The sequence below is a fragment of the Acinetobacter calcoaceticus DSM 30006 = CIP 81.8 genome (genome assembly GCF_000368965.1).
Taxonomy (GTDB): Bacteria; Pseudomonadota; Gammaproteobacteria; order Pseudomonadales; family Moraxellaceae; genus Acinetobacter; species Acinetobacter calcoaceticus.
The window spans coordinates 2,214,476-2,241,423 of the sequence record NZ_KB849780.1; the positions used below are offsets into that span (position 1 = coordinate 2,214,476).

Annotated in this window: 20 protein-coding genes; 6 read left to right on the top strand and 14 right to left on the bottom strand. The window is 38.8% G+C overall.

All coding sequences use genetic code 11. The features are described from left to right. Position 1: 1 nt before the first annotated feature. A complete protein-coding gene (bioA, locus tag F936_RS15355) occupies positions 2-1,282 on the bottom strand; it encodes an adenosylmethionine--8-amino-7-oxononanoate transaminase (protein WP_005048680.1) in 1,281 nt (426 codons plus the stop codon). 93 nt (positions 1,283-1,375) lie between these two features. Beyond that, positions 1,376-2,107 carry an alpha/beta hydrolase family protein gene (locus tag F936_RS15360; protein ID WP_005048682.1) on the bottom strand — a complete coding sequence of 244 codons (732 nt, stop codon included), beginning with the start codon at positions 2,105-2,107 and terminating at the stop codon, positions 1,376-1,378. 355 nt (positions 2,108-2,462) lie between these two features. Here F936_RS15360 and otsB point away from each other — a divergent pair, with 355 nt between their 5' ends. Both otsB and F936_RS15370 read left to right on the top strand, forming a co-directional pair. After that, positions 2,463-3,314, top strand: a complete 852-nt coding sequence (gene otsB / locus F936_RS15365) for a trehalose-phosphatase (protein WP_005048683.1) — start codon at positions 2,463-2,465, stop codon at positions 3,312-3,314. Further along, entirely contained in the window at positions 3,302-4,735 is a 1,434-nt protein-coding gene (locus F936_RS15370) for an alpha,alpha-trehalose-phosphate synthase (UDP-forming) (RefSeq protein WP_005048686.1), read from the top strand. Before otsB ends, F936_RS15370 begins: the two co-directional genes overlap by 13 nt. 68 nt (positions 4,736-4,803) lie before the next feature. Here the strand turns inward: F936_RS15370 and F936_RS15375 are convergent, their stop codons facing one another. From F936_RS15375 to F936_RS15405, 7 genes are all read right to left on the bottom strand, one after another. Continuing rightward, on the bottom strand, positions 4,804-5,994 hold the full coding sequence (locus F936_RS15375; protein WP_080595386.1) for an MFS transporter: 1,191 nt from the start codon (positions 5,992-5,994) through the stop codon (positions 4,804-4,806). Between the two features lie 289 nt (positions 5,995-6,283). Continuing rightward, positions 6,284-6,748: a heteropolymeric bacterioferritin subunit Ftn gene (gene ftn, locus F936_RS15380; protein ID WP_001214863.1), complete on the bottom strand. Its 465-nt coding sequence runs from the start codon at positions 6,746-6,748 to the stop codon at positions 6,284-6,286. A gap of 252 nt (positions 6,749-7,000) precedes the next feature. Continuing rightward, positions 7,001-9,040 (bottom strand): NAD-dependent DNA ligase LigA, encoded by a 2,040-nt coding sequence (gene ligA / locus F936_RS15385; protein ID WP_005048693.1) that lies wholly within the window; start codon positions 9,038-9,040, stop codon positions 7,001-7,003. 94 nt (positions 9,041-9,134) lie between these two features. Continuing rightward, positions 9,135-10,157, bottom strand: a complete 1,023-nt coding sequence (locus F936_RS15390) for a cell division protein ZipA C-terminal FtsZ-binding domain-containing protein (RefSeq protein WP_005048695.1) — start codon at positions 10,155-10,157, stop codon at positions 9,135-9,137. A 1-nt stretch (position 10,158) separates the two neighbouring features. Continuing rightward, positions 10,159-13,608, bottom strand: a complete 3,450-nt coding sequence (gene smc, locus F936_RS15395; RefSeq protein ID WP_005048698.1) for a chromosome segregation protein SMC — start codon at positions 13,606-13,608, stop codon at positions 10,159-10,161. Positions 13,609-13,618: 10 nt separating this feature from the next. Beyond that, entirely contained in the window at positions 13,619-14,314 is a 696-nt protein-coding gene (locus tag F936_RS15400; RefSeq protein WP_003653383.1) for a GntR family transcriptional regulator, read from the bottom strand. 256 nt (positions 14,315-14,570) lie between these two features. Next, positions 14,571-15,374 (bottom strand): sulfite exporter TauE/SafE family protein, encoded by an 804-nt coding sequence (locus F936_RS15405; RefSeq protein ID WP_003653386.1) that lies wholly within the window; start codon positions 15,372-15,374, stop codon positions 14,571-14,573. Between the two features lie 30 nt (positions 15,375-15,404). Between F936_RS15405 and F936_RS15410 the strand changes: the two genes are divergently transcribed. Together F936_RS15410 and F936_RS15415 are read left to right on the top strand one after the other, a co-directional pair. Then, positions 15,405-16,157, top strand: coding sequence for a biotin--[acetyl-CoA-carboxylase] ligase (locus F936_RS15410; RefSeq protein WP_004641534.1), 753 nt, complete (start codon positions 15,405-15,407; stop codon positions 16,155-16,157). Between the two features lie 14 nt (positions 16,158-16,171). Beyond that, positions 16,172-16,906 carry a pantothenate kinase gene (locus F936_RS15415; RefSeq protein WP_005048702.1) on the top strand — a complete coding sequence of 245 codons (735 nt, stop codon included), beginning with the start codon at positions 16,172-16,174 and terminating at the stop codon, positions 16,904-16,906. A gap of 49 nt (positions 16,907-16,955) precedes the next feature. Here the strand turns inward: F936_RS15415 and ffh are convergent, their stop codons facing one another. Then, positions 16,956-18,371, bottom strand: a complete 1,416-nt coding sequence (ffh, locus tag F936_RS15420) for a signal recognition particle protein (protein WP_005048705.1) — start codon at positions 18,369-18,371, stop codon at positions 16,956-16,958. Between the two features lie 140 nt (positions 18,372-18,511). On the opposite strand from ffh, the gene F936_RS15425 reads away from it, so the two are divergent. Together F936_RS15425 and F936_RS15430 are read left to right on the top strand one after the other, a co-directional pair. Next, the gene (locus F936_RS15425; RefSeq protein WP_004641527.1) at positions 18,512-19,321 is read left to right on the top strand and encodes a cytochrome C assembly family protein; all 810 of its coding nucleotides are present in this window, start codon (positions 18,512-18,514) and stop codon (positions 19,319-19,321) included. Between the two features lie 84 nt (positions 19,322-19,405). Next, positions 19,406-20,350 carry a tRNA dihydrouridine synthase gene (locus F936_RS15430; protein ID WP_004641525.1) on the top strand — a complete coding sequence of 315 codons (945 nt, stop codon included), beginning with the start codon at positions 19,406-19,408 and terminating at the stop codon, positions 20,348-20,350. Positions 20,351-20,428: 78 nt separating this feature from the next. Here the strand turns inward: F936_RS15430 and F936_RS15435 are convergent, their stop codons facing one another. The 4 genes from F936_RS15435 to F936_RS15450 all read right to left on the bottom strand — a co-directional run bounded on the left by F936_RS15435 (position 20,429) and on the right by F936_RS15450 (position 26,770). Next, positions 20,429-21,382, bottom strand: a complete 954-nt coding sequence (locus F936_RS15435; protein WP_005048708.1) for a DUF6160 family protein — start codon at positions 21,380-21,382, stop codon at positions 20,429-20,431. Between the two features lie 161 nt (positions 21,383-21,543). Beyond that, positions 21,544-23,955 carry a DUF6160 family protein gene (locus tag F936_RS15440; RefSeq protein ID WP_005048710.1) on the bottom strand — a complete coding sequence of 804 codons (2,412 nt, stop codon included), beginning with the start codon at positions 23,953-23,955 and terminating at the stop codon, positions 21,544-21,546. 31 nt (positions 23,956-23,986) lie between these two features. Then, positions 23,987-24,712, bottom strand: coding sequence for a DUF6160 family protein (locus F936_RS15445; protein WP_005048712.1), 726 nt, complete (start codon positions 24,710-24,712; stop codon positions 23,987-23,989). 15 nt (positions 24,713-24,727) lie between these two features. Next, positions 24,728-26,770, bottom strand: coding sequence for a hypothetical protein (locus F936_RS15450; RefSeq protein ID WP_005048714.1), 2,043 nt, complete (start codon positions 26,768-26,770; stop codon positions 24,728-24,730). Between the last annotated feature and the right edge of the window lie 178 nt (positions 26,771-26,948).

The following is a 26,948-nucleotide window of genomic DNA, read 5'->3' on the forward strand; positions in this document are numbered from 1 at the left end:
TTCAATGCACTCCCTGCATGGTTTTAACAACTTCAACCAACTGCTCAAGCAAATAGCTTAATTCCTGACTTGTAATCACATAAGGTGGCATTACATACACCAATTTACCAAAAGGACGAATCCAAATTCCACGATCAACAAACTGTTGCTGCAACGTTTTCATATCAACATTAACAGTGAGTTCAACTACCCCTATTGCCCCCAATACTCTTACATCAGCAACATAATCAATCTGATTGAGTGGTGTTAAGTATTGAGTAAGTTGTTGTTCAATTCGCTCAATATTGGCTTGCCAATCTTGCTCAATTAATAATTGCGTACTTTTTAAGGCAACAGCACAAGCAAGTGGGTTAGCCATAAAGGTTGGACCATGCATAAATACGCCAGCCTCACCCCGACTGATGGTCTCAGCAACATGCTTCGTCGTTAAGGTAGCAGAGAGTGTCATATAACCGCCTGTTAGCCCTTTACCTATGCACATAATATCCGGCTCGACCTGTGCATGTTCCCACGCAAAGAGCTTACCGGTACGCCCAAAGCCTGTCGCAATTTCGTCAAAAATTAATAACAGATTATATTGTTCACAAAGTGCTTTGGCTTGACGCAGATATTCAGGATGATAAAAACGCATGCCGCCTGCACCCTGTACAATCGGCTCAATAATTAAGGCTGCAAGATGCTCATGATTTTGCTGAATCGCTTGTTCTAATTCTGCAATATCTTGTGGATTCCATTCTTCATGAAATTTGGTTTGGGGTGCTGCAACAAAAAGACGATTTGGTAAGCTTGTACCAAAAATCTGATGCATGCCTGTAACTGGATCACACACCGACATCGCATTCCATGTATCCCCATGGTAGCCAGAACGCGTTGTAATAAAATTTGTTTTTTGCGGTTTATCTTGAGCGGTCCAAAACTGCACTGCCATTTTCAAAGCAACTTCAACGGCAACAGAACCTGAATCTGCATAGAAAATTTTATCGAGACTTGGCGGGGTGATTTTTAAAAGAATTTTTCCAAGTTCAATTGCAGGGTCATGCGTTAAACCACCAAACATGATGTGAGACATGTTTTGTAATTGATCGGTCACTGCCTGATTCAATTCAGGATGGTTATAGCCGTGAATTGCACACCACCAAGATGACATACCATCAATTAAAGTCCTACCATCATCTAACTCAATAGTCGCGCCATACGCACGTTTAACTTTAAATGTTGGTAAAGGTTGGGTCATTGAAGTATAAGGATGCCAAATATGTTCCAAATCAAAATTATCGGTCATCCTATTTACCCTTTTACAGCGTTCAAATCTTTCATTGAACACATGTTAAACCTGTTAAGAATGAAAGAAAATTGCGATATCAATCAAAGCTGATTAACTTTGCTGATGAATTGTTAAAAATTGGCAGATTTCTTCAATTGTTCGTTCTACTTGTAGATATGGAAAAGCATGAGTAGTTTCACTTAATACTTTGTATTTCATCTTTTCTGTCGCGATATGTGCAAATTTTTCCTCAATTTTGCAAGGAATGACACCATCTTGCTCTGCAAATAAATGAAGCTGTGGACCCGAGTAATTTTTTAAGTTATCTACCAAGTTTAAATACTCTAACATTTCTAACCCTTGTAATAACAACTCATACGGGGGCGGATTTGCTATATTTTGCATGTTTAGCCAATCTTTTTTAGCTTGTGTTGACCCTTGAGTAATTAAATAACAAAAGCGCTTTAAGGTCGCCTCAGTGTTTTGTAAAAAGGATTGCTTAAAGTGATTAAATACATCGGCAGGCATTGCAGTCTGCCAATTAGTGTTAGCAACAAAACATGGATTAGAAGCAAGTGTAATTAAAGTTTTAGTTAGACCAGTGCTCTTATAAAAAGAATCAACTAAGTGAGCTGCTAACTGACCTCCTAAAGACCACCCAATTACAGTATCGACATCATTCAACAAATTAAGCTGTTTTTGGAAGCTGCTAGTTAAAACATCAAATATATTAATAAGTTGTACATCACATCCTTCCTGTTGCAAATGCAATTTTAATGATTCTAAAGGTTCAATTCCTACTCCCCACCCTGTAATCAATAAAATTTTATTTTGTAACTTCATATTCTTACCCAAAGCTCATTTAATGCAAATTATATATTAATATTTCAAGAAAATATCTTTTAAAATCAGCCTTAAAATTTAAAATATTGATTTTAAATCACACATTAAAACCCATTAATATTCTGAAATATATTGATAAATAAAACGCGCATTATTAATAGGAAATATACAAAAATTTAATTATCTAAACATTGAAGCCCATCAAAAAACAACATACTCCACACTTCGCCTATAAATCCATTATGCAATGTAATTAATGTTAATACTTATGTTTTTTTATTAAAAGAAATGACTCATCAATTCACTTTAATGTTAGAAGATTAATTATTGATCAAAAAATATTGGGAAGGCTAATATGAACAGTCAAAGTACAATATCTGATAGGAGAGAGGAAAACACATATTTTGTTACATCCAATGATATTATAAATACTTTATCCTTAGATAAAAATTACTGCTTATTTTTAGATATTGATGGAACATTAGCACCATTTCAAATTAATCCTGAGCAAAGTTTTATTCCAAAAACCACATTAGAAATTATAAAAGAAATTATTGAATTAAATATTCCCGTTATTGCTGTAACAGGTCGTGATATAGATACAGCAGGTAAGCTGCTACACCCTATTGAAGTTCCTATCGCAGGTTTACATGGTTTAGATATTTATTTTAGTTCAGATAATTATATTCGACCAGATTTAAGCAGTATTAATTTTAAAAAATTAAAACAAGATATTATAAAATCTTGTGAGAACTATCCTGAACTATTAATTGAAGATAAAGGATATTCTATTGCTTTACATTATCGCAAAAATTCTAACTTAGAAAATCATGCATTTAATATAATGCAACAGATTAAATCCTTTTACCCCCAATTAAAAATAAATAAGGGAAAATTTGTTGTTGAATTAATTCCTCACCAAGCTGATAAAGGTAAAGCAATTCAAACCATATTAAATCATCTTAAGTTACCCTCAGTGTTACCTATTTTTATAGGAGATGATTTAACAGATGAATCTGGTTTTATTTGTATTAATCAGCAATCTGGCCTCACCATTAAAGTAGGTTCTGGTGAAACACATGCCAAATATAGATTAAAAGATATCGATGACGTCGCTAATTTTCTTTTTTTATTTCAAAACAGAATAAAAAACTTATATGTCAAAAATAGCCAGAATCAGAATGGAGAAAAAATATGTCTAAATTAATCGTATTATCGAACCGAATAAGTATGCCATCTGGTAAGGCTTCAGCAGGTGGCCTTGCTGTAGCTGTGCAAGATGCATTGAATGATAGCAATGGTATTTGGTTAGGCTGGAATGGTCAGCAAATTACCGATAGCGAAGCGCCAGAATTTGAGCAAGCCTATTCTCAGGGAATTGACTACATCACCTGCCCTCTCACCCATCAACAATATGCGCAATATTACTGTGGTTTTGCAAATAAGATTCTGTGGCCGGCGATGCATGACCGAGAGGATCTTATTGAATATGATTCGCAAGAATATAATACCTATCAAAAGGTCAATCGATTATTCGCTGAAAAGTTAAAACAGCTGGCTCAGCCTGAAGATATCATCTGGATACACGATTATCATTTTTTTAGTGTAGCCCGTTACTGTCGTGAATTAGACATGCAAAATAAAATTGGTTTCTTTCTACATATCCCTTTTGCTAGCCTGAACATCTGGCTCAAAATTCCCGTGGCCCGAGAATTAATTCAAGACTTGAGCCAATATGATGTAATTGGTTTACAAACTCAGATTGATCAAAATGCATGCATGCAAACATGTTTAAGTTTACTTGAAGCTCAGAAAATTCACCGTGACAGTATCAGCTACAAAAAACGTCAAATACTAATTAAATCGTACCCGATTGGCGTTCAGCCGGAGCTTATTCAAAAACAAGCGCAACAAGATTTGCCAAGCCCTTGTGTGTTTAATTTTGAAGAAATTCCTCGTCAAAAAACAATCATTGGGGTTGACCGAATTGATTATTCAAAAGGTTTACTTGAGCGTTTTAATGCATTTGCAACCTTCTTAGAAACTAATCCTGAATATCATGGCTTAGTCCGACATCTGCAAGTTGCAACACCATCACGTACTGATATTGCAGTTTATCAACGTTTATACGAACGTTTTAAGACCAAGCTGGAATTGATCAATGAAGAGTTTGCACATGAAGACTGGAGACCTGTAGATTGTTACTATGATCCAGTTCAACACCATAATCTCATGCATATTTATCGTCACTCTGATATTTGCTGGATTAGTTCACTACGCGATGGTATGAACCTAGTCGCTAAAGAGTATATTGCAGCTCAAGATCCAGAGAATCCTGGCGTACTAATTTTATCTAAATATGCTGGTGCTGCTGAGCAGATGTCTCAAGCCTTGATTGTTGATCCGCAAGACAGAGCGGCAATGATGGATGCTTTAAAAATGGCTTTAGAAATGTCTAAAGCTGAGCGTATTAATCGTTATCAACAATTGATAGAGGGTTTATCAGCATCTGATCTTACTCATTGGAGAAACGATTTCTTAGATGATTTGGAAAAAACACCAACTTTACTGATGAAACCTCAGCGCTTATTACAAGACAATTATCAATCTATCTATCAGGTTTTATAAATCTAAATAAAAGAACATCGAGAAATTAAATTCTCGATGTTCTTTAGATTGTTTCTATTATTTATAAATTAATTCGCCTTTGCGAGTGTAAAGCGATTAAGTAAAGCAATAATAAATAGTAATACTGCTACACCTGTTAAAACTGTACTTAAACCAGTCCATTCACCAATTAAACCAATTAAAGCTGGCCCACTTAATGAACCTGTATAGGCAATCGTTGATACTAAAGAAAGTGCCGCTGCTTTAGGCATATCGTTTTGTCGCCCTACGCGAGAAAACATCACTGGCACAATATTGGAACAACCTAATCCTAAAAGTGCATAGCCTAATACAACCACTTGCCATACGGGTGCAGTCACAATAACAACCATACCAATGGCTGCACCAATGGCACTATAAGTTACAACATTTTTTTCACCCCATTGCTTTAGCAAGATGTGGCCCGTAAAACGTCCAGTCGTCATGCTTAGAGCAAAAAAGGTATAAGCAAGACCAGCAAAGGCTGGATTAAGTTCATACTTACTTGTTAAATAAATACCACCCCAATCCATTGCCGCACCTTCTGATAAAAAGGCAATAAAACACATCATGCCAATAAGTAGAATAATGCCGTTAGGTCGATAGAGTTTTTTAGGTTTATCGGCTTCTTGATGTGGCTTTTCATCCTGTTCAAAAGACGTTAAACAAGGAGGAATAGCAACTGCGCCAATGACGAGCAAAATCATTACAACAGACAAAGTACTCATTAATGGAGAAAGACCTACTGCCAATAATGCAGTCACCAGCATAGCCCCAGTTAAACCACCAAGACTGCACATGCCATGGAAGCTAGACATCAGAGCTCGCAGGCTATGTTTTTCAACAACGACTGCCTGTAAATTTATAGCTACTCCAAGACAGCCTGCTGCCGACCCAAACACAAATAATGCTACAGCCATCATCACAATGCTGTTCCACATCGTTAGGCTAGGTAATAACACCATTAACAGCATCAATGCCAACGCAATTAATGGTCGACATCCCCAACGCTTGACTAAAGCGCCAGTCGCAGGCATCGCAATCATTGAGCCGATACCCATACAAAGCAAAAGCAAACCAAAATCAGCATGATTGAGGTTTAAACGTTGCTGTGCAAAAGGAATCAATGGCGCCCAAGCTGCGGTCACAAAACCTAAGCTAAAAAAGCTTAGTCGTGTTGCAAGACGCTGCGCGCTTAAGAGAGTAGCTGTATCTAGAACAGCAGGTTTGGTAAATAACATATTTCGCGAACTCACCATAAAATCATTGGCGATCCATACCAACCGATTTTCCATAGAAAAACCCTTGCCTCATGAAGTTTCTAGGCAAGGGTTTTGTTGGCGAAATTATATCCAATTTCATAAAAAAAACAGGGGGTGTGATACAATTTTTCTGACTTTTTTGTAACTACCAAAGCCTTATATACTAAGGCTTTGAATATATTAAATTTGAGAAAAATACTTTTTTATTTCTATTTTATTAAAGCTAAAAATCAGGCGATAAAAAACCCAGCATCAGCTGGGTTTTTTATTAAATTTGAGATTGAATATAGTTTTGTAAGCCAATCAACTCAATTAAACGTAATTGCTTTTCTAACCAGTAGGTATGGTCTTCTTCAGTATCAGATAATTGTTGACGTAACATATCACGGCTAATGTAATCGCCTTTCTCTTCACAGAGTTTAATACCTGTCGCTAATTTTTCACGAACATGATATTCAAGTGCTAAATCTGCTTTTAAACAAGAAACAACGTCTGTACCGACATTGATATCTTCACGGTGCATGTTTGGTTTAGCACCTAAAAACAATACACGGCGAATGATCGCATCAGCATGAGAAGCTTCTTCTTGCATCTCATGATCAATACGTTCATAAATTTTATTTAAACCCCAATCTTCATACATACGAGAATGGATTAAATATTGATCACGGGCAGCCAATTCTCCGCCAATGAGCATATTTAAATAGTCTATGACTTCTGGATTGCCACGCATAATAAATCTCCTATCGTATGAGAACTATTATGGGCAATCTTAAAAATGATTGCAAAGTAAAAAATAGTTAAGTTTATGATTTTTATAAAATTAAAATGAGAAACATACGCATTTGCAGTTTAAGTTAATTAAATTTTCTCTGTAAAAAGAAACGCTTGTCCGATTTATACACCCAGACAAGCGTTAAAATATGACATAAACCATCAATTTATAAATTTGTAACTAAAATCAATGGTTCTTATTTCGGTAGGTTTATTCGCTTAAGGTCTGCCCATAGCTCGCCATAAGAGATAAGAAATCAGTCTCATTCATAACGACAATACCAAGTTTTGCTGCTTTTTCTAATTTTGAACCTGCTTTTTCACCAGCAACAACACATTTGGTTTTACTTGACACACTACCGCTCACACGCGCACCTAAGGCTTGTAGCATTTGAGTCGCTTGATCACGGGTCATTTGCTCTAATGTGCCCGTTAGAACCCAACTCTCGCCATTTAATGGCTGGCGTGTTGGTGCAGTCGGCGCATCCCAATGAATTCCTGCTGCAATTAAACGATCTAGCACTTCAATGTTATGAGGCGCCAAGAAAAAGTCAGCAATCCATTCTGCGGTAATATCGCCTACATCCGGTGTTTTCTTTAAAGCTTCAACATCGGCAGCTTTTAGGGCTTCTAAAGTTTGGAAAGTATTAGCTAACATTCTGGCGGTAGTTTCACCTACTCCACGAATTCCTAAAGCATAAATAAAACGCGCAAGAGTTGTCTTTTTACTGGCTTCGATGGCATCAATCAGATTTTGTACCGACTTCTCGCCCATTTTCTCAATACCGAGTAAAGTTTCTCGGTGCTCATGTAAATGATAGATATCGGCAACATCTTTGAGCAAATCGAGATGTAATAAAGACTCTACCCAACGATCGCCCAAACCTTCAATATCGAGAGCCTTACGTGACACGAAATGACGAATGGCTTCAATTCGCTGAGCAGCACAATAAAGACCACCAGAACAACGCGCTAAAGCTTCCCCTTCAGGCATCACAACAGGTGAGGCACAAACAGGACAGCTTTCAGGTAAATGTACAATTTCAGCGTCAGGTGAACGGAATTCTGGCCAAACTTTTTCTACTTTAGGAATAACATCGCCTGTACGATAAACACTAACCGTATCGCCAACACGTACATCCAGACGATGGATTTCACCAATATTGTGTAAAGTCACATTGGAAACCGTAACACCACCCACAAATACAGGGTTTAAGCGTGCTACAGGAGTCAAAGTACCTGTACGCCCCACTTGCCAATCAATCTGATCAACCGTAGTTAATGCAGCTTGTGCAGGGAATTTATAAGCAGTCGCCCAACGTGGTTCACGACTTAAAAAACCAAGTTGTTGCTGTTGTTTTAAATCATCAACCTTTACGACCATTCCATCAATTTCAACTTGTAGATCTGGACGTTCTTGCTGAATTTGCTCGTAGCGTTGTTGTACTTCTTGAATTGAATTACATAGATATTGACGTTCAGCAATTTCAAATCCAAGTTGTGTTAGCCATTGCAGGCTATCATGCATGGTGGTTAAGCCATGATTTGGTTCGCACTGTGCAATACCATACGCATAAAATGCTAAAGGTCTGCCAGCAGCAATATTTGGATCGAGCTGTCTTAAACTACCAGCTGCGGCATTACGTGGGTTCGCAAACGTTTTATCGCCTTTTGCTTCTTGATCAGCATTGAGTTTTTCAAAGCCAGACTTTGGCATGAGCACTTCACCGCGTACTTCAAGCAGTCGTGGAATTTCAAAATGATCTGAATGTAACACTTTAGGCAAGTTGCGAATTGTTTTAACGTTCTGGGTAATGTCTTCTCCGGTTTCTCCGTCACCACGTGTAACACCACGTATTAACACACCGTTTTCATACCAAAGCGAAATCGCAAGACCATCGAGTTTTAGTTCTACTTCATATTGTACTTTTTGATTGGGCAAACGCTCTTCGACACGGCGTGCAAAAGCAAACAAGTCTTCCTGATTAAAAACATTCCCCAAAGAAAGCATAGGAACCACATGGGTCACACTTTGAAATTTAGAGAGTGCTTGTCCGCCTACCTTTGTAGTTGGGGAGTCTGATTGAACCTGTTCTGGATATTGCTCTTCTAAAGCTTTTAACTGGTGAAATAAATGATCATATTCACTGTCCGAGATTGTCGGCTGATCCATCACATAATATGCATGGTTATGCTTTGCAATCAGTTGAATAAGCTGACGCATCTGTTCGATCACGGAAGTTGTTGCCATTATGTTATTCACCATAAAAAAGGGTGGAAATCTCTCCACCCTGAACTGCGACTAGATATGTTGCAATTATCGCAACGAACGTAAAAAATTAAAACTAGGCAGTCGCCTGTGCCGGACGATAATCAATCACATGATGACGCCAGTGCTCTTTTAACTGTGGTGTAAATTCAAGATTATTCTCATCATAAACTTTGCCATCAATTTCACGAGCAATTAAACCTGCAATACTCGCCATCATGTCAAAACCAGTTACAGCTTTACTGTTTGGAAGCGCAAGGAAAAATGCCAACCCTTGGACTTGTTCAGTAGATAAGGTTTCAAGATCAAACCCAGCTGGTCCATTGTCAGTCATACGCAGTACTGAAAACATAAGTACGCTCGGCTCATCAGTATTTTCATAGCGATGGAAACATGACATTTCGCCATAACGTAAACCGTATTTCAGCAGCACTTTAAGTGCTTTATCGCCAGACAACGCGCGACGAGGGTTGGGATAGACATTTAATGCAATAATCTGTTCAGCCATCGCTAATGCACTTTCATCATCATAGCGTTGCTGTTCATGCAAATGCACATCCAGAATATTACTCTCACCTTCAAATTCAGCAATTTCGGCAGTTTCAATATTTGGGTTCAAACTCAACTCAGGCTCAGCCTTTTCGCTTTCTGGTTCCAAGCTTTCTTCTGATTTAACAGAAACCGTATCAACCAACTCAACTGAACTATCTGTATTAATGGTAGAGCTTTTTACAGTTTCTTCAGATTTAATTTCATCTGCAGAAGAAGTTTCAACAACTGGTTGAATTTGTTCGGCCGAAATTGATTTAGTAGGTTTTACAGCCAAAGTTTCTGTTTGTTTTGTTTCACTGATTTGTGACGCCGCATTTAAAGTCGGCTCTACTCGCTCTGCGCTAGTCGCCGATACACCCTCAGCTTCAGCTTGCTCAAGCTGATCTCTCACATGCCTAGGTATAACCGGCTGATTACTATCAGGATTAATATGCAAATCACTGTCTAATGAGGGTTCAGCATGGTTTGACTTTTTTAAAATCATTTTTAAGCCAATTAGCATAATAATAATGGCGACAACGATGCCAATAATCGTATTGATTTCCATTCTATGACTCCGAAACTAACCCGTATTCTTTTGCCTGTTCTAAATCGACAGTGACTAATTTTGATGTACCCGGTTCAGGCATGGTCACACCCAACAAATCAGTTGCCATGGTCATCGCCAGCTTATTATGTGTAATGTAAATGAATTGTACATGTTCAGAAAGCTCTTTTACCAAATTACAATATCTCTGAACATTCGCATCATCAAGTGGTGCGTCCACTTCATCTAACACACAAAACGGTGCCGGATTCAATCTAAAAATCGCAAATACTAATGCTAAAGCTGTTAAAGCCTTTTCCCCACCGGAAAGTAATGCTAGAGAACTATTTTTCTTACCCGGCGGTCTAGCCATCAGTTTAACACCAGATTGCCAGTCATCTTCAAGACTTAAACTTGCTTCACCACCATTAAAGACCTTTGGAAACAGATTTTGCAACTCTTGATTAATCTGATCAAAGGTTGTCATAAACAACTTACGTGTTTCCTGATCGATACTTTTCATCGCATCTTTTAGTTGAGTTACCGTATTTTCCAGATCTTGAATCTGGTGGCTCAACTCATCAAAACGCTGGGAAACTTCTTCAAACTCTTGTGAAGCGGCAAGATTAACCGCACCGATTTTTTCAAACTGTTTCTGTACTTTTTCCAGTTTTTGCTGGTGCTCGGTTAAATCGATTTGTAAGCCTTTTTTGATCTCGGCATTTAGCTCTTTAAGCTGTTCTTGATAATGTTCACGATCTGACTTAGCTGCTTGCCATGCCAAACGTTTCGCTTCAAGTTGTTCTCTGAGCTGCTCATCTTTTTGTTGATATTGATGACGCTGATCTGTCAGGGTTTGTTGTTTTTCCTGCACACTATTTAATTCAAGCTGCCATTCATTCCAGTTCTTTTGCAACTTTTCAGTTTGAGCAAATTGTTGCTGAAATTCGGACTGAAGATTTGGCAACTCCAATTGAATTGGATCAACAAATTTTTTCGCCTGTTCCATTTGAGCATTAATTTGCTGATATTGGCTCTGCAAGAACGAAATATCTTTTTCAAGCAACTCTATCTGTTGAGTTGTTTGCGTGCTGTTACGACGCAAAATTTCACGTTCTTGTTGTTGCTGATGCAGAGCTTGTTGTTGTTCCTCTAGCTGCTCTGTTAACTCTTCTACCCGAAATTGCAAAGTTTTATAGTCAGGTAAAATGGTTTCAAGTTTGATTGCTAGCGCATGTAAATCAATCTCCAGATCATCTTTTTGCATTGCATCTTCTTCAAGTTGCATGTCTAACTGAGCTAACTGATCTTTCAATTGCTGTTTTTGCAGTAAAAATGCTTGTGCCGCGGTTTGCTGTTTAGCAATTTGCACATCAAGCTGTTGTAAGTCTTTTTGTTTTTGTTTAACAACTTGCTGTTTCTGTTGCAAATCAGACTGCAACTGCCCTAGCTCATCTTTTTGCTGAATTACAATTTGATCTAATGCTTGTAATTCGGGTTGTTGCTTTTCAAGAACTTGTTCAATTTCATCTAGACGAATGCGATGACTGAGCATGCCTTGGGCGCTTTGACTCTCGTCATCATACATAAGGGCAATGACCCAGTCTTGCCCAACATGATAACCATCTAAAGTCAAAATAGACTGCCCATGTTGCAGTTGCTTTTGCTCTTTTAAAGCATAAGTCAAATCTTGTGCAATCGCTACATTCGAAAAGATTGATAGCTGTGGAGATGCAATCCAATCATTTAAACAAGCTAAATTACCTTTAAATTGACTTGTTTGCTCTGAAGGTTTTAACTGGCGAGCAACCCCTTCTTGAAAAGTTTGTTCGGTCTCAAGAATATGAGCTTGTAACCATTTCGCTAAAAACTTTTCAACAATCTGCGCATATGGTTTGCCTTGCTCTGTTAACTGCAAAGCCTGCATTAAACGTAGTGCATCTTGATGTTGCTTCGGGCTTTGCTTAGCAACAAGCTGGCTTAAGTTTTTCTGCTCTGATAATAAAACTTGTATTTCTGTTTTCAGCGTTTGCTGCTGATTTCTGCTTACCTGATGTTGCTGTTGAGACTGCTCTAAACGCTGTGAAAGCTGCTCAATTTCAGTCTCAAGTGTCGCAATTTCCCGACGAAGCTGTTGTTGCAGTTGCTCAAGCTCACCCTGCTCATCTTCATGAACATGCGATTGAATCTGACTTGCTTGATGTTGCAACGTTTCTTTTTGCTGCTCAATTCTTAGAACATTTTTACCTAACTGCTCAATTTGGGCAGACATCTGCATTTTTTGCTGCTGTTGTTTTTCAACCTGAGCTTTTACTTGTTCAAACTGTTGTTGCGCTTGTTTTTGCTGAGATTGTAAATCAGCAAAGTTTTGTTCAGCTTCCGTTGCAGTATGCTCAATTGCAGTTAAGGCTTCAGTTTGTTCATCTAACTGATTATTCAACGTTTCAAGTTGCAATTCAGAAAGCTGTAAACGTTCTTTAGTTTGGAATCTTTGCTGTTCTAATTGAACGAGAGTCGTACTGTTTTGCTGGTATAAACTCTGTTTTTGTTCCAGAGTCATTTTCAGTTCAGATAGTTTTTTTTCAGCTTGCTGCCATTCGTGTTGTAGTGGTGAAGATTGCTGAATGAGTCGCTGAAATAAAGCACTGGTTGCTTCTAAATCATGTTCAATTGCACTTAACTCTGAGCGAACCAATTTAAAAGTTTCGCCCAGTTCATTCATTTGAACTGTATATTCTTCTTGTAAGCGTACGCTTTTATCTGCCTGAAAAGATAAAATTTCAATTTTAAGCGTACGAATCTGACCTTCTAACGTTTTATATTGAACCGCTGCTTCAGATTGACGTTTAAGCGTCTTAAGCTGCGATTTTAACTCTAGGGCAATATCTTCTAAACGTGAAAGGTTTTGCTCAGTATGCTCAAGATGTTGCAAAGTTTCGCGTCGACGAGCTTGATAGCGTGAAACACCCGCTGCCTCTTCAATAAAGATACGCATTTCTTCAGGCTTGGCATCAACCAGACGGTTAATCATGCCCTGTTCAATCACCGCATAAGAACGTGGTCCCAACCCTGTTCCCAAGAAAATATCGGTAATATCACGACGGCGACAACGTGTGCCATTTAAGAAATATTCGGACTTGCCTTCACGGGTGACCTGACGACGAACAGCTAACTCATTATAAGCATTATAGGATCCACCTAACTTACCATATGTATTATCAAAACGTAGCTCAACACTCGCCACACCAACTGGCTTACGTTTGGAAGTTCCTGTGAAAATAACATCTTGCATGCTACCACCACGCAGTTGACGAGCATTTGATTCACCCATCACCCAACGAATGGCATCAATTACATTTGATTTGCCACAACCATTTGGACCAACCACTGCTGTGCGGTTAGCCTTAAAATTTAAAGTTGTACTATCTGCAAAAGATTTAAAGCCGGAAAGTTTTAAACTGCTTAAACGCATAATGCCCTAACTAGCGGCGTGAGCGTCTTGCCCAAGCCAATTCAATCTGTTTCATTCGTGTCAGCGATTCCAACACAAGGTTACGTAAGTGTCGACAAAAATCTTCCATAAATAAAGCGGCTTGTTGTGATTTTCGGATCAAAATTGCATCAATCACGAGTTTAAATAATGCAAATGCTTCTTGTAGTTCTCGTTTAGAAGTATTTAAGGTCAAAAAATAACTACGACGTAATGAAGGTAGTAACTCTTTATAGAATTTCATTAGATAAGGATTTCCGACCATATCTTGCTGTTCAGCCAGATATTGGAAAACACCATCATAAAATTTCTCGATATCTCCTGCTTTTACATGCTCAAGAAGTTGTTCTAACAATAACTGCAATTGATCTGCTTCATGTGCCCGCCATGTTTCACTTATTCGTTGAACAATATGCCCCAATAACATCATATTTGTGTCAAACAGTGCTTTCACCTGCTGTGCAGACATTTCTGAAACAATTGCCCCACGGCGTGGAAATATCTCAATTAAATGAGTACGCTCTAATAATAACAATGCTTCACGAACAGACCCTCGGCTCACGTCAAGCTCTTTAGCAATACGTAGTTCTTGAATACGTTCGCCTTCAACCAGCTCGCCACTAATGATCTGTTCGCTAATATATTTGACAATTTGCTCAGAAAGACTTTCTGTCTCTTCGAGATTCATAAATCACCCGCTACTTTTTATATGCATTAATCCATGCTTTTCTTTCGCATCCTTGTTTTTAACTGATCCCATCGATTAAAAACTATGTCATTGTCTGACAATTTCATTGCATTTTAAGCCAACCCATTTAAAAACAACACCAAAATCAGATGAATAAAAGCCCCGAATGTTCTTATATTCTTTAATAAAAAAAGCTCGAATTTCTAAAAATTCAAGCTCTTAGGTCGTAGTCTTCTTAAGATTAATATTTTATTCTTTAGTGCATAATGCCTTTATAAATAAAATAACTACCTACCACCACTAACAAACAGGCAAAGCATTTTTTTAACATTTGCGGTGACAATGCATGAGCGACTTTTGCTCCAAACTTGGCTGTAATAAAACTCATAACACTAATGCCAATAAAAGCATAGATATGTACATAACCAATCGTGTTAGGTACAGAGATGTGTTCTTTAGCACCAAACCACATGAAGCCAATTGCGCCTGCAACAGCAATTGGTAAACCACAAGCAGCAGAAGTTGCGACTGCTTTTTGCATAACGACGCCATGACGGTTTAAATACGGAACAGTTAAGCTACCGCCCCCAATTCCAAAAATTGCAGAGGCAACACCAATTCCGCCACCTGCCATCACTTGCATAGATGCTGAAGGAAGCTGACGTGTTGGATCAACTACAACATGGGCGCCTTTAAACATGCGATAAGCCATGGAAACAGCAAAAATCCCAATAAGAAGTTGCAAATGTTGACCAGACATCAGGTCAGCAATACCAGCACCCAAAAATGAACCAATAATGAGCCCAGGTGCTAAATTACGAAAAACTGGCCAAAGTACAGCTCCTTTTTTATGGTGAGCCGAAACCGAACTAAAGGACGTTACAATAATAGTCGCAAGTGATGTTCCTACTGCAATATGCATGATTACTGCAGGGTCATAGTGTAACTGGGTAAAAACGACATAGAGGATTGGTACAATAATTAATCCACCACCAACCCCAAACAATCCGGCAGTAAAACCAGCAATTGCGCCAATGAGTAAATATATGATTAACTCCATAAATGTTTTACCACTCTGCTCATATTCAACATGGATTTAGAGACTCGCCAACTACAACAACTTTTAAGCGCAAAAAACCAGCTTCCAGAAGTGGTTTTATTAAAAGCAACCACAACTTCGACCAATGATGATATTCGTGAAATTGCCCAAAAAGGCATTACAACAGGCTTGGTTTGCAGTGCTCAACAAACTCAAGGGCGAGGTCAACATCAACGGCAATGGATTTCACCTGAAGGAAACATTTATTTAAGCACATTGGTGCAAACTCGAACACCCTTAGATGGTCGCTTAGCACTTGAAGTTGCTCTAAATATTTTGCAAATCCCGCAATTACAGCCCCTAAGCTTACAAGTAAAATGGCCAAATGATTTATATAGTGCGCAAGGAAAATGGGGTGGAATTTTAGTTGAACCCCTTTCGCAACATCAGGCTATAGTAGGTGTGGGCATTAATTTAAAAACGCCACCCGTAACCGACAGTGATCAGCCGATTACCTCTTTAGAAGATTTAGGTTTAGAGCAAAACAATCGTCTTGAGTTAGTTTCAGAACTGTATATGGCTATTCAAAACGCAGCTCGCTGGTTCGATCATGGCTGCTACAACTTAGCTGGCCGTTTTAATCATCATGCCGCATGGATTAATCAATTCGTGCAGTTTGAGCATAGCCAAGGATTAGTAGAAGGTCGTTTTGTTGGAATTTCCAATGATGGAGCTGTCATACTTGAAACTCCTGAACCTAAGCAGTTTTATCAAGGTCGCTTAAGACCACAGATCAATCAATAAACAGGTGTTTCTCCATGAAAAGTTTATGGCTCGATATCGGGAACACTCGTTTAAAATACTGGATTACTGAAAATCACCAAACTATTGAGCATGCCGCAGAACTGCATTTGCAATCCCCTGCCGATTTATTACTTGGGTTAATTCAACATTTTAAGCATCAAGGGCTTCATAGAATTGGGGTATCCTCTGTCTTAGATGCCGAGAATAATCAGCGCATTAGACAAATTCTAAAATGGCTTGAAATTCCAGTTGTTTTTGCAAAGGTTCATGCTGAATATGCTGAGTTAAAGTGTGGCTATGAGGTACCAAGCCAGCTCGGAATTGACCGCTGGCTACAAGTACTCGCTGTGGCTCAGGCTAATGAAAACTATTGTATTATTGGTTGTGGAACAGCCTTAACTATTGATTTAACGCAAGGCAAACAACATTTAGGTGGATATATTTTACCTAATTTATATTTGCAGCGTGATGCACTTATTCAAAACACCAAGGGCATTAAAATTCCAGATTCAGCTTTTGATAATCTAAACCCAGGCAACAACACCGTCGATGCTGTACATCATGGTATTTTATTAGGCTTAATTAGTACTATCGAAAATATTATGCAGCAATCTCCGAAAAAACTGCTCCTTACCGGTGGAGATGCACAACTATTTGCCAAGTTCTTGCAAAAATATAATCCAGTTGTAGAAACTGACCTTTTGCTCAAAGGATTACAACAATATATTGCTCATTACCCTAAAGACTAAAATACAGAACAAAATAAAAGGCGCTATATGCGCCTTTTATTTTACGAACTTATTTCTTTTGGTCGTTGTTGCCAAAGAGTGGCCCCATTCCGCCGCCACCGCCGCCGCCAAATTGTTTTTGCATATTGCCTAATGAACGCATCATTTTGCTCATACCAGATGGATTCGCAAACTTCTTCATCATTTTAGCCATTTGTGCTTGTTGCTTAATGAGTTTATTCACTTCAGCAACATCCATACCACAACCAGCTGCAATACGTTTTTTACGGCTTGGGTTCATCAAGTCTGGATTACGGCGTTCTTTAACGGTCATCGACTGGATAATAGCTTCCATTTTCTTAACCTGTTTTTCAGGATTCGCTTGCTCAATCGCTTGCTGAATTCCTGCACCGCTCATGCCTGGCAACTTATCTAAGAAGCCCATCATGCCGCCCATACTTTTCATTTGCTCAAATTGCATCAGCATATCTTCAAAGTTGAAGCTGCCTCCTTTTTGCAATTTTTTAGCCATTTTTTCGGCTTTTTCTTTGTCGATTTTACGTTCAACTTCCTCGACTAAAGAAAGTACGTCACCCATGCCCAAAATACGTTGAGCAACACGATCTGGATGGAATGGTTCTAAAGCATCAAGCTTCTCACCCATACCCAAGAACTTGATTGGCTTACCCGTAATTGCACGCACAGAAAGCGCTGCACCACCACGTGCATCACCATCAGTCTTAGTGAGAATCACACCTGTAAGTGCCAATGCATCATTAAAGGCTTTAGCTGTATTTGCAGCATCCTGACCTGTCATGGCATCAACCACAAACAAGGTTTCAGTTGGCTTAACAGCAGCATGCAATTCTTTAATTTCGTCCATCATGTCTTCATCGACATGTAAACGACCAGCGGTATCGACAATCAATACATCAGCAAATTGGATTTTTGCCTGTTCAATTGCACGATTAACGATATCAATTGGCTTTTCAGAAGCATCTGAAGGAATAAAACCTGCCCCAACTTCTGCTGACACAGTTTCTAACTGCTTAATCGCTGCTGGACGGTAAACGTCCGCAGAAACCGTCATTACTTTTTTCTTTTGACGCTCTTTTAAGAAACGTGCCAACTTAGCGGCAGTTGTCGTTTTACCCGCACCTTGTAAACCAGCAAGTAATACAACAACGGGAGGCTTAGCACTTAAATCAAGTGTTTCATTCGCCTCACCCATCATCTTGGTGAGTTCGTCATAGACAATTTTTACAAATGCCTGGCCTGGCGATAACTGAGTCATCACTTCCTGGCCCAATGCCTCTTCCTTAACTTTCGCGATAAATTCACGAGTTACAGGTAACGCGACATCGGCTTCAAGAAGTGCCATACGTACTTCACGTAAGGTATCTTTAATATTGTCTTCGGTCAGCTGCCCTGAGCCAGTAACATTTCTTAAACTCTGTGTGAGTCGTTCTGTTAAGGTATCAAACATTGCAAAATCCGCTTAAAATGGCTAGTTGCAAAAAAATCTTTCTCGAAATAGAAAATTTATGCATAGAATGCTATAGGATACTTTAGTTCGCAGCGAATTTATATCTTATATAGATGAATTAATCCTGAAAAAGGTTTGACATGATTAGCCTCCCCTTGGTTTACACAATTTTGGCACTCATTGCATATACCACTTCTTTCTGGTATCTGTTTATTCGTTTAATGTCAAAACGTGAACCAAACCCATGGTTATTTGCTGTTGTTGCAACTTTGGCACTCCTGTTGCACGGCACAGTTTTATGCCATGCCATGCTGACACCAGCCGGAATTAACTACGATGTTTTTAATTTAGTATCTTTTACATCGTGGCTTATGCTGTTGTTAAGTTTAATTTTTAGTATTTTTCGCCCTATTGTACCGTTAAACTTGTTAGGCATTCCTGTAGCGGCTATTGGCCTGATTTTAGGTTTTGCATTCAGCCGACCCGATCAATTTATTGAACAACACTCTTTAGGCCTTGATGTCCATATCATTCTGTCTTTATCTGCCTATGCAGTTTTACTAATGGCAACCATTCACGCTATTTTGCTGTGGTTCCAAAATCGTGAACTCAAAAAGAAACAAAAAAAACGCTTTTGGGTCAATTTACTCCCATCAATTCAGGCAATGGAATCTTTGTTATTTGACCTCATCATTACTGGTTTTATTCTATTAACAATTGCACTCGCTTTTGGTTTCTTGACTATCGATAGCTTCTTTGCCCAACATCTCGCTCATAAAACTGTATTTAGTATTATTTCCTGGTTTATCTATGGATCATTATTGATTGGTCATTATAAACTCGGATGGCGAGGACAAAAGGCCATTCGTTTTACCTTAATCGGCTTTGTGCTTTTAGCCATTGGTTTTATTGGTAGTAAATTTGTGCTTGAAATGATTTTGGGTCTCTAAATTAATTAAAATTTCATCGATACTAGACAGCGTTATACATATCCCGTATAACGCTGTTTTCTTTTTGCTCAGGTGACACAGACTGTGAAACTCATACTCGCTCCAATGGAAGGTTTAACTGACCCGATCATGCGGGATACACTCACATCTGTTGGTCATTTCGACTGGTGTGTGACCGAGTTTATTCGAGTTACAGACAGCATTTTGCCAGACCATATCTACTATAGTTTTTGTCCAGAATTAAAAAATGACGGTAAAACGGCGGCTGGGACACCTGTCCATGTCCAGTTCTTAGGAAATAATCCAGATATGCTGGCAGCAAATGCAGCAAAAGTTGTAGAGCTTGGTGCACCAGCAATTGATCTAAATTTCGGTTGTCCCGCAAAAACTGTAAACCGACACCGAGGCGGCTCAGTTCTTCTTGATGAACCTGATGTTGTACATATGCTAATTAAAGCAGTAAGAGATGCGGTACCTCCGCATATTCCTGTTTCAGCAAAAATGCGTTTAGGTTATCTAGATGAAAATCACACCATGGAAAATGCCCATGCTGTTGAAGATGCTGGTGCAAGTTGGTTGACAGTTCACGCTCGTACTAAAGCAGATGGTTACACACCACCAGCTTATTGGGAAAAAATTCTACCCATTAAAGAAGCTTTAAAAATTAATGTAATTGCCAACGGTGAAATCTGGAGCAATGCAGATGCTAGAGCTTGTCAGCAACAATCTGGCTGCGAAGATTTAATGATTGGCCGTGGTGCTGTGACTACCCCAGATTTAACACAATGCATTCGTGAAAATATGAATGAGGCATTATTCAGTTGGGAACAACTTGTTGATTTGCAAATTCGCTTTTTAAACGGTCAAGCAAAAACAGAAATTGGTATGGTTGGTCGTTATAAACAATGGTTGGGGATGATGACTAAAGCCTACCCCCAAGCTAAAAACTTATGGGATCAAGTTAAGCGTATTAAAGCTTTGGATGAAATTGTTCAACAGTTAGAACACACCAGATCAGAAAACATTTAACTCAATATAGTCATAAAAAGAGGGCGATTGTTTTCACAACCGCCCTCTTTCGTATTTCAGGTTAAGTTATTATTTTTTCTAAAAGCCACTTACTTTCATTTTTAAGTCAGTCACTGACGCCCCTGTAATACCAAAACTCCCCATAGAACCATTAGGCAAGTTATTAAATGTCGTTGTACTTTGGGTTCCCATATTTCCTAAAGTGACATTGTTAAGTGAAGCATCGAACTTACTCGACACTCCGTTATTCCCAAAAGTTAATCCCGTTGGATCAACGCCCGCATAAAAACCATCAAGCACAAAACCTGTCGAGGTATTTGTTCCAGCAAATTTAAATCCAAATGTAGCTCCCGTATTATCCGAGACTAAAGTAATTGGACAACCCGCAGCAGCAGAACAAATAGATTGAATTGCCCCACCAAATTTAACCATCACTGATTGATCAGCATGGCCAAGCTGGATATTTAAACGAGGTTTATTGGTTTGTACAAAGTTAATATCTAGATTTCCAGTTGAACGAATGATTTCTTTTACACCCGTATTCACTGTCGTTCCCGAACTAAAAATTGATTTTGGTGCATAACTGGTTAATGCATAATCGGATGGACTAGATAAAGATGCACTTGGAGCTAAATAAACTGAAAAAGGTAAAAGTCGAATACCGTTTACATCATTGCCCATAGACACAGCTAAATTTAAAAAAGGATTTCCACCACCTGCATCAGTATCCATTATGATATTAAAAGAAGGATTACTAGATACCGCAGCTTTAATAAACTCTATGCTAGGAACCGGATTAGTAGAATTCCCTGCGATGACAAAGCCAGCCTTACTATTATACGAAGTTGAAGCAATACCATTTGTATCAATCAGAGCAACTTGGTTGAATTGGACTTTATCTGCCTGAATACCTAAAGTTAGGCCATTTTGGCCTGTCGTTGCCGCAAGACTTTGATCATCCAAAGGCTGCATTGCAAAAACACTTGAACTACTGGCAAGTAACAACCAGCACCCTATATTTTTATTCTTCATGTCGCTCTAATCCTTAAGAGACAAACGCTTATTATTTGTTCAGACTATCAGAATAATATTCAAGTACAAAGCAATTATCCCTATAACCCGACGAATGTAAATCCAATCACACTAAAATAAAATTTATATAAAAAAGTGACGATAATCGTCACTTTAATTGATTAATTAAAAGCACCATTTCTAGGCACAATACTAAAGCTACTATTTAAACGTCCACCAGTAATGGCAAGCTCGCCTAAACGTGCACCTGCGCCAGTTGAAGGCGGATAGAAGTTAATATCTTTAACACGTAATGCACCGTCAATACTCTTATCAGGATTAAAATAAACCGCCGTATTTACGCCAACTTTACCTAAACCACTTGCGGTGTCTTTGCCCACAACTAAAGCAGTATTAAACGCTAGCTTTCCAGTAATATTATCAAAGCCAATTGCAGAACCATCGATCGGATCACTAATCTGAACTGTATTTCCAGTTGCTGTGGCAGGCATTGTGAAATCGCCGAGTACAGTTAGAGCACTACCATCAGCAATTGAACTGTTTGGCACGATCGATAAGTTAAGATCACCACCTAAACGTAGTTTTAAACCAAATAAGACATCATTATTTTTGGCAAAATTATCAATAGGTGAAGTACATGAACCAGTAGCTGGACAAGTTTTATATTTAGCCCCTGGTAAATAACCTGCTGCAATTTCAGTTGATAAAGCAAGGAGCATCTCTTTTAAACTAATATTGAGGCTGCCATTTTCTAAACCGATACTGCCATTGCCTTTGAGGAACATATCGATATTGCGTAAGCCCATGTAATAATCAGTAGGACTACCACCATTATTAGCATTTGGAGAACCATCAATTAATAAAATTGAGGTTGTTTTGGTTCCAGTCGCATCACGTCCTGTCGTTCCAGCAGCGATACCAAAACCTAAACGCGAAGTCGTTCCAGATGTAGCCACGACATTGCGAACAGGCTTACCATTTGCATCTTTTGTATAGTAATAAGCACTATTTGCAGGGGCATCTAAACCATAAACAGCAGCATTGGCATTTAAGTTATAAAAAGGTAATGCTAAGCCCCACTGGTTGTTTGCACCATTGTCTGCAAACTGATTTGTAGGAGCGACATTCGCACTTGTCGTAAAACGACCACGTCTTGAAAATGCTTGAAACTCTGCTCCACGCATCGCAAGAATTAAGCTAAACGGATTAGTAACCGTATCACGGTGAATATTAGGCTGATAATCAGCAGCCGTTGTTAAAGTACCCGATCCTAAACGAATTGCATTTAAAGTCGCGTTGTTTGGCATTAATAAGGTTTTTGTATCAGCAAGATTTAAATAAATATTTCCGCTGTCAAAATAACCACGCGTAGCTGAGTTAAGACCTGTTAAATTACCAAATTCGAAACCGTAAGCATTCAGACCTGCTCCACCAATTTCTAAAGTGGTTGCTTTGCCGTCTGAACCTAGCATTGAGTCATTATCTTTAGTGAATTCACCTTTCATACGAAAGGCAATTCCAGAATTACCTAAAATACTATTACTTGAGCCCGTACCCGAAGCGGTATTTGCTGCACCTAATATTGTTGTATCTGAAGAACCATCCATACCACGGACTTGTAAATAGCTATTTACCATACGTCCGCTAGCACCTAAACGAATCAAACCTTTCGCATTTTGTGGACTATTAGTTGCATCCAAAGCATAAGGGTTAGTTTTATCGACATTAGAACTTAACATGACCTCAATATTCAGGCCTGAATTGGTTACTTTTCCACTACTGTCTACATATGTACCGGCAGTTAAACCAGAAGCTGAATCTGCTACACGGTTAAAATCAACATAGCCATAGGTACTATTCGGAGTTTGTCCTACACCAGCAACGTTAGTTCCAGTATTTGTCTGTAAAACTACACCACGAGTTGGGTCAATCAGCATGGCCCCTTTACCGACAAAATTAAAGTTAAAGTTTCTTAAAATTAATTGATTTAACTGGCTGCGAGCATCCACTTGCCCTAGATAAATATTGGCATTATTAATACCAAGCGTCATGCTTGACTGACTATTTGCATTAAATAGCCCATCTTGGGTTGTAAGCGCCAAATTTAGAGAGGAAGTCGTTTGAATAGCCAACTGCCCCATTGTCGGTGAACAAGTAGCAGAGGTATTACATACTTTAAAACTATTTACAGTAATAAGTGATGGACTACTTTGCATAGAAAAGTCGAGTCCAGTTTTACCTGTGGTTGGATTACTCCCCACATCTAAACGGTAATCAGTACTTAAAGATTGACTAGATGCATTACTTTTTTGGACTTTTACACCACTCGCTTGAGCTCTTAATACCTGATCAGCACTACTAGGTGTACCTGCATGGTCATCCCAATATGCATTATCAATATTAATTTCGTTAAATGTAGTTTGTATTGAGATCCCATCTTGTCCATTGACGGCACTCAAATCAGCATCTGTTAAAGCTTCTAAACCAAAAACGTGTCCGCTCACTAACAACATGCTGGTTGTTAATGCGTTTAAAATAAACTTTGAGCTGTGATTTTCTTTATTTTTTTTCATCACTTCAGTTCCTTTGAAATCTACATTAACCTTAACAACGAGGATGGCTACCATCACAACTAAAGACCATGACTTTTCCTTGAATAGCCAAGTTTCCGTTCATCATTAAGCCCATAAAACCAGTTTCACGCCCATGGTCATACGCCGATGGTGTAGCAGTAGCAACTTGCTGATTCGCACTATTAGCAGTCGCAGCATATGTTGGTTTTTTGAAATATGCATAATCATACATATTTGCACTCGACCCTTGCGTTGTTGTTGAGCTCGTAAAGTTATCTTGTTCAATCGATAAAGCATTAAAACCAAAATTACGAATTAAAATTGGCTGCGCTGCACTAAAACTCAGCTGAATGGCAGGCTTAATAATTTCTGTATTGTTTTTATCCAGATATTTTAAATCAGCACCATCCAAACCCATTTTTTGAATATTTAAAGTTCCTTGTACACCTTTAAACACTAGCCAAAGTTTATTACCACTATCGCTATTTTCAGCCCAACCACTTGGCTTAGTCGCATCTGCCTGTACAAACCGTTTATTAATTGCCAAACCGATATGACAGAACTCTACGTTCTCACAGACACCGCCACTACCATTATCAAATACACCGCTGGCCGTCTGGTTTAAATTAAGTATTAAAGATAAATCAGCACCAGCTTGGCCATTTATGGCCTGTAATGCTTCATTATCTAAAGTTTGCAGCTCCGCATGAGTAACTGTTGCGCAAAGAGCAAGGATCAAAATACTTAATTTTTTCATATCATTATCCTCCTCTTATAAGCCTTTAGTTGTCAGTTTCAAATGTTGGATTAATACACCATCAATTACAGCTGAACCCATGTTATTAGTAATGGCTGAGCTAATTTGTGCCCCAGATAGCTTATAGGTATTTAAATCTGCATTTGGCGTAGTCGTGTACCAACGTCCACCCTCATAACGAGCATCGGGTAAGGGCGTACCATTAGGCACGGTGTACTGAGCTCCATTCCCCGCATCGGCTAAGGTATAACCAGTATTATTTACTGTCGGATTATAATAAGAGGTATTGTCGATACTAGCCCAGTTAGCACCTTGAGAATCAAATTTTAAACCTGAGCCCGCATTTCCAGTCCAACCCGTTGCTGTACGGTACTGCCATGTATCATAACAAGTACTTAAGTTCAAAAATCCGCAACTATAACTACCTGCACGACGCTCCTGATTTTGCAATTGGTAGAAGTTTTTAGTTTGCGTTATCGCCGCCACAGTGCCCGTAGGTAATTTACCAAATGAAATACCGACCGCATCTTGTGTACTGTTCCCTTTAAATGCCTCTAAAGTATTATTCGTTGCATTATAAACTGTGGAACCAATTGAGATACTGCTGTGTGTTGCACTAGAACCTTGGTAAGTTTTACCACCTAATGTTACATTCGTACCACATTGGTAAATATTACAAGTAGAACCTAAATAGCTAGTATCTGCACCACTATAATCTGTATAAATTTTCTTATAAATTTCTGGTTTATTCGGAATACGAGCAAGTTCTAAACTAAAGTTTTTACCATCTGAGCTTAAAACGAGTGGTTGATATAAAGACCCTAACACAAGGTTAATGTTTGGGTTATAGAGATATAAACCTTCATTCGCATCAAAAGTTGGAGCAAGCCCACCATTAATTGCAGGTGTTACCAAATTACCTTGGGTAGTTCCAGATTCACGTGTACTCAAACGTAATACGTTATTCATAGCGCTATCAGTTGGCGCGGTCCATGAACCTGTTGAAGTAACAGCCGTAGTCTGACTACGAACCCGATATAACCAGTCCGAGCTTGGAGAGTTATTACTTGGTGCACCAGTATATTGGGTGCTATAGCGATTTACCCATGGCCCTACTGTAGATGTTGGGGTATTTGAAGTAATTGTTGCTCTTAAATTAGAGGCATCACCACTGTTTAAACGAAAAACTCCTGCTAAACCCAAAGTATCGTTATAAAAAGGACTCATTCCACCAGCAGATGTTGCGCCACCTAATGTTTGGAAAAGCTGTAAACGACTGCCATTTAAGCTAAAGTTATTCCAAACACCTTGTAAACGAAGACGGTTTGCACGGCTTGCATCAATACTTGTACCAATCAAGCCATTCGAGTCGCCATAATTAAATTGGTCTGCTGCACCATTTATTTTATTTGGATTTCGGACAAAAATATCTGACCATAAACCTAATTTCAGCTTATAAGCATCTATACCGGCAGAGTCCTTCGTTCCAACCTCATATAAAGGGGCTTCCAAAGCTAAATAGGTTACTTGGCAAGATGGGTCACTCGCACCACTACAAGTAGCCGCACTGAAATTAGGTACTGAGTTTTCTGTCGCAACTTTAAATATCCACGGGTTAACCGCAGTACCCCAACTCGAAATTGCAGCAGCTGCGTCAGTAGAAGCGATACGGCTATTCGTATCATTATCGGATTTGGAAAGCGCTAAACCATAAAGAAAAATATCAGCTTTACCAACTGCACGGTCACCCGAATCAATCGAGCCATTTTTATTGGTATCTGCCGCGGTCATACTTAAAGGACCGACAGGAACATAATTGATATAACCTGTGTCTTTAGTACGATCAGTTAATATCTGACTTGAGGTTTCATTAGCACCTGCGCCACGAAATACCATATAAGTATTCTGTGGCAAGATAGCAATACCCTCACCTGTAGTTTCACTTAAGCCCGCATCAGAAAGTTCTTCGAGTGCGAAACTAGCTTGGCTTATACAAAGCCCGATTAAACTTGCCAAAACGGTTTTTTGAAACCTTACCGTATAATTAAGTGTAGTCATCTTGACCTTCCTGTTTTATACGATGCCGCGCACCATATTTATTTTTCTTTAACAATCCTTGATGCCAGGTGAATCTATCCTTTTCACCTTAGACAAAGAGGCAAATCTAAAAGATATTGCCAACCTTTCCACATTTCTATTATGCGGAATATTTGCACAAATGCAAAAAAAAGCATGT